The organism is Frigidibacter sp. MR17.14 (genome assembly GCF_037095735.1).
Lineage (GTDB): Bacteria > Pseudomonadota > Alphaproteobacteria > Rhodobacterales > Rhodobacteraceae > Frigidibacter.
Genome location: NZ_JBAWKD010000006.1, coordinates 206,336 through 213,555 on the forward strand (window position 1 = coordinate 206,336; position 7,220 = coordinate 213,555).

The 7,220-nt window shown below is 66.6% G+C and carries 5 protein-coding genes, 1 tRNA gene and 1 pseudogene; 5 read left to right on the plus strand and 2 right to left on the minus strand.

All coding sequences use genetic code 11. The features are described 5' to 3' along the window. Positions 1-81: 81 nt before the first annotated feature. Positions 82-1,725, plus strand: coding sequence for a CTP synthase (locus tag V8J36_RS16335; RefSeq protein ID WP_336468378.1), 1,644 nt, complete (start codon positions 82-84; stop codon positions 1,723-1,725). A 312-nt stretch (positions 1,726-2,037) separates the two neighbouring features. Here V8J36_RS16335 and V8J36_RS16340 read toward each other — a convergent pair whose 3' ends face one another. Next, positions 2,038-2,706 (minus strand): TetR/AcrR family transcriptional regulator, encoded by a 669-nt coding sequence (locus tag V8J36_RS16340; protein ID WP_336468379.1) that lies wholly within the window; start codon positions 2,704-2,706, stop codon positions 2,038-2,040. A 176-nt stretch (positions 2,707-2,882) separates the two neighbouring features. On the opposite strand from V8J36_RS16340, the gene V8J36_RS16345 reads away from it, so the two are divergent. The 4 genes from V8J36_RS16345 to V8J36_RS16360 all read left to right on the plus strand — a co-directional run bounded on the left by V8J36_RS16345 (position 2,883) and on the right by V8J36_RS16360 (position 6,438). Beyond that, positions 2,883-4,100 (plus strand): HlyD family secretion protein, encoded by a 1,218-nt coding sequence (locus V8J36_RS16345; protein ID WP_336468380.1) that lies wholly within the window; start codon positions 2,883-2,885, stop codon positions 4,098-4,100. A 4-nt stretch (positions 4,101-4,104) separates the two neighbouring features. Further along, positions 4,105-5,730, plus strand: coding sequence for a DHA2 family efflux MFS transporter permease subunit (locus V8J36_RS16350; RefSeq protein ID WP_336468381.1), 1,626 nt, complete (start codon positions 4,105-4,107; stop codon positions 5,728-5,730). A gap of 155 nt (positions 5,731-5,885) precedes the next feature. Further along, positions 5,886-6,215, plus strand: a complete 330-nt coding sequence (locus tag V8J36_RS16355; protein WP_336468382.1) for a TIGR02300 family protein — start codon at positions 5,886-5,888, stop codon at positions 6,213-6,215. A gap of 147 nt (positions 6,216-6,362) precedes the next feature. Further along, positions 6,363-6,438: transfer RNA gene (locus tag V8J36_RS16360), tRNA-Ala, on the plus strand. Positions 6,439-6,994: 556 nt separating this feature from the next. Here the strand turns inward: V8J36_RS16360 and V8J36_RS22880 are convergent. Continuing rightward, positions 6,995-7,132, minus strand: a pseudogene (locus tag V8J36_RS22880) (zinc ribbon domain-containing protein); the annotation flags it as partial. Positions 7,133-7,220: the final 88 nt, after the last annotated feature.

Here is a 7,220-nt window from a genome sequence, read left to right on the forward strand (position 1 = left end):
TGCCATTGTGAAATCCCGTGATGCCCGGCCGTCCACCGACCGGGCGCTTGTCTTTTGGAAGATCACGGGAGAGCCTCCGACATGGCCAGATATGTGTTCATCACCGGCGGCGTGGTGTCTTCGCTTGGCAAGGGTCTGGCCTCGGCCGCCCTCGGCGCGCTTCTTCAGGCCCGCGGCTTCTCGGTCCGCCTGCGCAAGCTCGACCCCTATCTGAACGTCGATCCGGGCACGATGTCGCCCTTCGAACATGGCGAGGTCTTCGTGACCGATGACGGGGCGGAAACCGACCTCGACCTCGGCCATTACGAGCGCTTCACCGGCGTCTCGGCGCGCAAGACGGATTCGGTGTCCTCGGGCCGGATCTACTCGAACGTGCTGGAAAAGGAGCGCCGCGGTGAATACTTGGGCAAGACCATCCAGGTGATCCCGCACGTCACCAACGAGATCAAAGACTTCCTCGCCGTGGGCGAGGACGAGGTCGATTTCATGCTCTGCGAGATCGGCGGCACCGTCGGCGACATCGAGGGCCTGCCGTTCTTCGAGGCGATCCGCCAGTTTGCCCAGGACAAGCCGCGCGGCCAGTGCATCTTCATGCACCTGACGCTGCTGCCCTATGTGACGGCCAGCGGAGAGCTGAAGACCAAGCCCACCCAGCACTCGGTGAAGGAACTGCGCTCGATCGGCATCGCGCCCGACGTGCTGGTCTGCCGCTCGGAACACCCGATCCCGGTGAAGGAACGCGAGAAGATCGCGCTATTCTGTAACGTGCGGAAAGAGGCGGTGATCGCCGCCCCGGATCTAAAGACGATCTACGAGGCGCCGCTGGCCTATCACCGCGAAGGCCTCGACCAGGCCGTGCTCGACGCCTTCGGGATCTCGCCCGCGCCGCGCCCGAACCTCGAGCGCTGGGAAGACGTGATGGACCGGCTGGTGAATGCCGAGGGCGAGGTGAAGGTCGCGATCGTCGGCAAGTACACGCAGCTGGAAGACGCCTACAAGTCGATCGCCGAGGCGCTGACCCACGGCGGCATGGCGAACCGGGTGCGCGTGAAGTCGGAATGGATCGACAGCGAGATCTTCGAGCGCGAGGACCCCGCTCCCTATCTCGAGAACTACCACGCGATCCTGGTCCCCGGCGGCTTCGGCGAGCGCGGGACCGAAGGCAAGATCCGCGCCGTGCAATTCGCGCGCGAGAACAGGATCCCCTATCTCGGGATCTGCCTCGGCATGCAGATGGCGGTGATCGAGGCTGCGCGCAACCTCGTGGGCCTCGAGAACGCGGGCTCGGAGGAGTTCGACCACGAGGCCGGCAAGAAGCGGTTCACCCCGGTCGTCTATCACCTGAAGGAATGGGTGCAGGGCAACCACAAGGTCGAACGCAAGGTCGGTGACGACAAGGGCGGCACCATGCGGCTTGGCGCCTACACCGCCCATCTGGCCGACAGCTCGACCGTCGCGCGCATCTACGGCGCCACCCAGATCGAGGAACGCCACCGCCACCGCTACGAGGTCGACATCAAGTATCGCGAGAAGCTCGAGGCCTGCGGCCTGTGGTTCTCGGGCATGTCGCCCGACGGCAAGCTGCCCGAGATCGTCGAGGTGAAGGACCATCCCTGGTTCGTCGGCGTCCAGTTCCACCCCGAACTGAAGTCGAAGCCCTTCGCGCCGCATCCGCTCTTCGCGGATTTCGTGCGCGCCGCCGTCGACACCTCGCGTCTCGTCTGAGAGGCCAAGGGCCGGACCGCCCCTTCGGCTTGGCCCAAATACTCCGGGGGAGCGCGGCACGCGCGGGGGCGGAGCCCCCCCCCCTTGCCTGCTTTCGCATTGGCCCAAATATCCCGGGGGTGAGGGCCGCCAGGCCCGAGGGGGCAGCGCCCCCTCCCTGCGCCCCCTCCCCCTGCGCCCAACCGACCGCGGCTCAGCGCCCGGTGCCGTAGGCCGCCAGGAACATCCGCACCGCCGAGGTCACCACCGCCTCGACCTCGTCCGGGTCGGCCAGCCCGCGCTCTTTCCCGAACAGCCGCCGCNGACCGCGGCTCAGCGCCCGGTGCCGTAGGCCGCCAGGAACATCCGCACCGCCGAGGTCACCACCGCCTCGACCTCGTCCGGGTCGGCCAGCCCGCGCTCTTTCCCGAACAGCCGCCGCCGCCAGATCCCCGCGGTGCAGAGTTCCGCGAATTGCGAGGCCGCCAGCGGCAGGTCCGCGATCTCCAGCCGCCCTGCCGCGACCTCGCCCGCCAGCCAGTCCGCCAGCGCCCCCTTCGAGCGTTCGGCGCCCTTGGCATAGAAGCGCTCGCCCAGTTCCGGCATCCGCTCGAGCGCGCCCAGCACGATCCGCTGCGCCCGCAGCACCTCGTCCGAGCACAGGATCGCCGCGATCCGCCGCCCGAAGTTCAACAGCTTGCCCTCGAGCGTCGCCTCTTCGGCCAGCGCCTGTTCCAGCCCCTGGAACATCCGGTCGCGCTTGGTCTCGATCAGCGATTCGAAGAGGTCTTCCTTGTTCTGGAAGTAGACATAAAGCGTGCCCTTCGACACGCCGGCCGCGCGGGCGATGTCGCCCATGCTCGCCGCCTCGAAGCCGCGGTCCAGGAACAGCTGCATCGCGCCCGCGACGATCTGCGCCCGCTTTGCCGGGTCCTCGCCCGCCGCGTGGCGCCTGCGCGCCACGAAAGCGCAGCCCTCCTCCGCCGGCTCCGGCCTGTCCATCCCGCATCTCCTGCTCTTGTCCGCACAGATCACCCTGCGCCTGTGCTCCATTTAATCGAACCATGCAGTTCGATGAAGCCTTGATCGAAACTTTTTGATCCCCTAAATGGTTTCGAACCGAACGGTTCGGTCAGAACGACTCGTCCAGCGGGACGGGTCAACCCCAGAGGCCCCAGATGGCAGACGACGCGAAGCAGACATCCGGCGTGGGCGCCGGAGCCCCCGAAGGCACGACCGCCGACACGACCGCGGGGAAACCCGCGGGTGGCGGGCGCAAGAAGAAGATCCTCGGCACCGTGGCGCTGGTCGCGCTGCTGGGCGCCGCCTGGTGGGGCGAGGGCTACTGGACCGAAGGCCGCTTCATGGTCGAGACCGACGACGCCTATGTGCAGTCCGACATCACCCTGATCGCGAGCCGGGTCGAGGGCTATGTCGCCCAAGCCCCGGTGAAGTCCAACACCCATGTGAAGGCCGGCGACGTGATCGTGGCGCTGGACGACCGCGACACCCGCATCGCGCTCGACACCGCGAAGACCAATTTCGAGACCGCCGGCGACACGCTGGCCCGGATCGACGCGCAGATCGCCGCCGCCCGCGCCTCGGTGCAGCAGGCCGTCGCCAGCCAGGACGCGTCCGAGGCCACGCTGAAGAACGCCCAGCTGAATGCCGACCGGATCCGCAGCCTTGCCGCGACCAAGGTCGTCTCGCAGTCGCAGCTCGACAGCGCGACCGAGACGCTGGACACCGCCACCGCCGGCCTCGCGCAGGCCAAGGCCGCGGTCAGCTCGGCCGAGGCGCAGGTGAAGGTGCTGGAAGCGCAGCGCAAGGAAAGCGAGGGCAGCCGCCGGCAGCTCGAACTGGCGGTGGCGCAGGCCCAGCTCGACCTCGAGAAGACCGTGCTGCGCGCCCCGGCCGACGGCGTGGTGTCGAACATCGACCTCGAACCCGGCGACCTCGTCAGCCCGGGCACCCGGCTTGCGGCGCTGGTCCCCGATGGCGGCCTTTACGTCGAGGCGAACTTCAAGGAGACGCAGCTGCACGGCGTGAAGGTCGGGGCCGAGGTCGAGCTGACCTTCGACGCCCTGCCCGACCACAGTTTCACCGGCCATGTCACCTCGCTGGCCCCGGCCACGGGCGCGGTCTTCTCGCTGCTGCCGGCCGAGAACGCGACGGGCAACTTCACCAAGGTCGTGCAGCGGGTGCCGGTGCGGATCTCGGTCCCGGACGAGGCGGTCGCGACTGGCGCGCTGCGCGCGGGCCTGTCGACCGTCGCCACCGTCGACAGCCGCACCGGCACCGGCCAGCCGGTCGAGAACCGCCCGTCCGAGGATGCCGTTGCCCTGGCCCCGGCGGCGTCGATCGGCGCCGCGCACGCCGCGCCCGCACAGGACTGACCCCATGACCTCCGCCGCCGCTTCCCCTTCGAACGCGGCCCGCGGTCAGACCGCCTCCCCCGCCCCGGCCGCCCGGCCGCAGGGCGGGGCCGACGGCTTCACCGCCCGCCGCGCCATCGCCTTCCTGATCATGGTCTTCGGGATGTTCATGGCGATTCTCGACATCCAGATCGTGTCGGCCTCGCTGGCCGAGATCCAGGCCGGCCTCGGCGCCGGCCCGGACGAGATCAGCTGGGTGCAGACCTCGTACCTGATCGCCGAGGTGGTGATGATCCCGCTGTCAGGCTTCCTTGCCCGGATGATGTCGACGCGGCTTCTGTTCACGCTGGCCGCGGCGGGCTTCACCCTGTCGTCGCTGGCCTGCGCGACCTCCAGCTCGATCGGCGAGATGATCCTGTGGCGCGGGCTGCAGGGCTTCCTGGGCGGAGGCATGATCCCTGCCGTCTTCGCCGCCGCCTTCACCATCATCCCGCCCTCGCGCCGCGCCGTCGTCTCGCCGATGATCGGTCTCGTGGCGACGCTCGCGCCGACCGTCGGCCCAACGGTCGGCGGCTACCTGAGCCACGCCTTCTCGTGGCACTGGCTCTTCCTCGTCAACGTGCTGCCGGGCATCGGCGTCACCATCGGCGCCTTCTTCCTGATCGACTTCGACAAGCCGAACTGGAAGCTCTTCCAGCGCTTCGACTGGTGGGGCCTCGTGGCGCTCGCGGCCTTCCTCGGCGGCATGGAATACGTGCTGGAAGAGGGGCCCTCGAACGACTGGTTCCAGGACGAGGCGGTGGCGATCCTGGCCGTGGTCATGCTGGTCGGCGGCATCACCAGCTTCTGGCGCGCCCTGACCCGGGACGAGCCGCTGGTGGACCTGTCGGCCTATCGCGACACCAACTTCACCATGGGCTCGATCTTCAGCTTCGTGATGGGTATCGGCCTCTACGGGCTGACCTATCTCTACCCGCTCTTCCTGGGCCGGGTGCGCGGCTACGACAGCCTGATGATCGGCGAGACGGTCTTCGTCTCGGGGATGGCGATGTTCCTCATGGCGCCAGTGGCGGGGTTCCTGTCCTCGAAGCTCGACCTGCGGGTGATGCTGATGGGGGGATTCCTCCTGTTCGCCGTCTCGACCTGGATGCTGACCGGGCTGACCGCCGACTGGGACTTCCGCGAGCTTCTGCTGCCGCAGGTCCTGCGCGGCATGGCGCTGATGACCTGCATGGTGCCGATCAACAACCTCGCGCTGGGCACGCTCGCGCCGGATAAGATGAAGGGCGCCTCGGGCCTCTACAACCTGACGCGCAACCTTGGCGGCGCGGTGGGGCTGGCGATCATCAACCAACTGCTGTCGGACCGTCAGGCGCTGCACTACGACCGGCTGGCCGAGGCGGTGAGCTGGACCAACCCCGAGGCGGTGCGCCAGCTGTCGATGATGACCGCGAATCTCGCCGCCCACGGCATCACCGACGACCGCGCGGCGCTGCAGCAGCTTGCGGGCAGGGTCACCGGCCAGGCGATGGTCATGTCGTTCATCGACGTGTTCTTCCTGATCGCGGTGCTCTTCGCCTGCCTCTCGGTCACCGCGCTGCTGATGCGCAAGCCGCGGGCCGCGGCCGGCGGCGGTGGCGGCGGGCACTGAACCCTGCCGGACGGACGGGGGCGGCGGGCGCTTGACAGGGGCCGCCGCCTTTGCAAGACGGGGCGCTCGCGCCAGACGCGAAAGACTTTGACACCCCTGTGCCGTTGTGGCACTGGGCACCGACTCTGAATTCAAGACAGACTGAGAGGACGAGCATGCCCAAGGAAGAATGGGGCACGAAGCGCCTTTGCCCGCATTGCGGCAGCCGCTTCTACGACCTGCAACGCGATCCGATGACCTGCCCCGAATGCGGTCACGGCTTCACCGCCGACAGCCTGGTGGCCACCCGTGGCCGCTCGATGATCGCCGAGAAGACCGCCGTGCGCGACCGTGACGCCGATATCGACGATCTCGGCAGCGAAGAATCGATCGACGACGATGCCGGCGACGTGGATCTGGACGACGACCTGCTCGAGGAAGACGACGACGAGAACGTCTCGCTGGACGAGCTTGCCGACGTGTCCGGCGACGAGGACGAAGGTTGACGTAAGGACGTCGAAAATATCTCCGGGCAGGCCGAAATTCTCACTTGCACCTGCCCGGCGATGACAATAGACAGCGCTCCACGGACGGCGCGGCGGCAACGCCAGACAGTCCGGACCCGGAACCGGAAACGGTTCACACCAGATAGTGGGGCCATAGCTCAGCTGGGAGAGCGCTTGCATGGCATGCAAGAGGTCAGGAGTTCGATCCTCCTTGGCTCCACCAAATCAAACTCGCTGCGCGAAGCAGCATCCAACGCCTTATAAACGATGGATATTTGCGGTGTTCGAAACCCTCGAGTCCGTGAATAGCTGAGCGGTTGAGCGAAACACGCCCTCAAGATCAGGCGCTTCGCCTCTACGTCGTTGGAAAGCCAAATGATATGTGGCTGGCTCAAGAACGTTTTGACGTGTTCGAACGTTTGCTTTGAGCCGCTCGCTTTCTTACGAAGCTGAGCCACCCTTGCGTCGCTGATCTGCACCTCCTTACGGAGCTGCTGGTAGCGAGCCTTGAGAGCATCGTAGACCTCGTCGTCGCTCTCTAATGCCATGCGGTTTGCAATCCCCTCCATGTCTCTGCCAATTTTCTTCCTCCCGGCCTCAAGGTCATCCAGCTCGACATGAAGGGACTGGCGCGCTCGATCCTGCGCCTGCGTGAGAAACGATTCGAAAACTTCCAACCCGACTGACGTAGGTGCTAGGCATCTGAGAAGATCACAGATGCCGTCATGGATGACTTTCAGACCGATGGATTTTCCGTAACTGAAACACGCCTTCGTTTTGCACAGATAGTATGCGTAGCGCTTGAACTTGCCCTGCGAGTAGCAGGCTGTCATGGGCTTCCCGCAGTCGGCGCATAGGAGAAAGCCTCGAGCCGGGAAGTCATCCGAGAACACCCCCCTGGACAGGCGTTGTTGCACTAATCAGCTGAAGGCCGATCTACCCCTGTCCCGCTCTGTGTTCAGCCCACGGCGATGATCTCGGCGGTGCCGAGGGTGTTGTATCTGT

Coding starts and splice junctions, on each gene's coding strand:
- V8J36_RS16345 (WP_336468380.1), top strand. CDS start 2,883: ATGGCAGACGACGCGAAGCAGACATCCGGCGTGGGCGCCGGAGCCCCC.
- V8J36_RS16335 (WP_336468378.1), top strand. CDS start 82: ATGGCCAGATATGTGTTCATCACCGGCGGCGTGGTGTCTTCGCTTGGC.
- V8J36_RS16350 (WP_336468381.1), top strand. CDS start 4,105: ATGACCTCCGCCGCCGCTTCCCCTTCGAACGCGGCCCGCGGTCAGACC.
- V8J36_RS16355 (WP_336468382.1), top strand. CDS start 5,886: ATGCCCAAGGAAGAATGGGGCACGAAGCGCCTTTGCCCGCATTGCGGC.
- V8J36_RS16340 (WP_336468379.1), bottom strand. CDS start 2,706: ATGGACAGGCCGGAGCCGGCGGAGGAGGGCTGCGCTTTCGTGGCGCGC.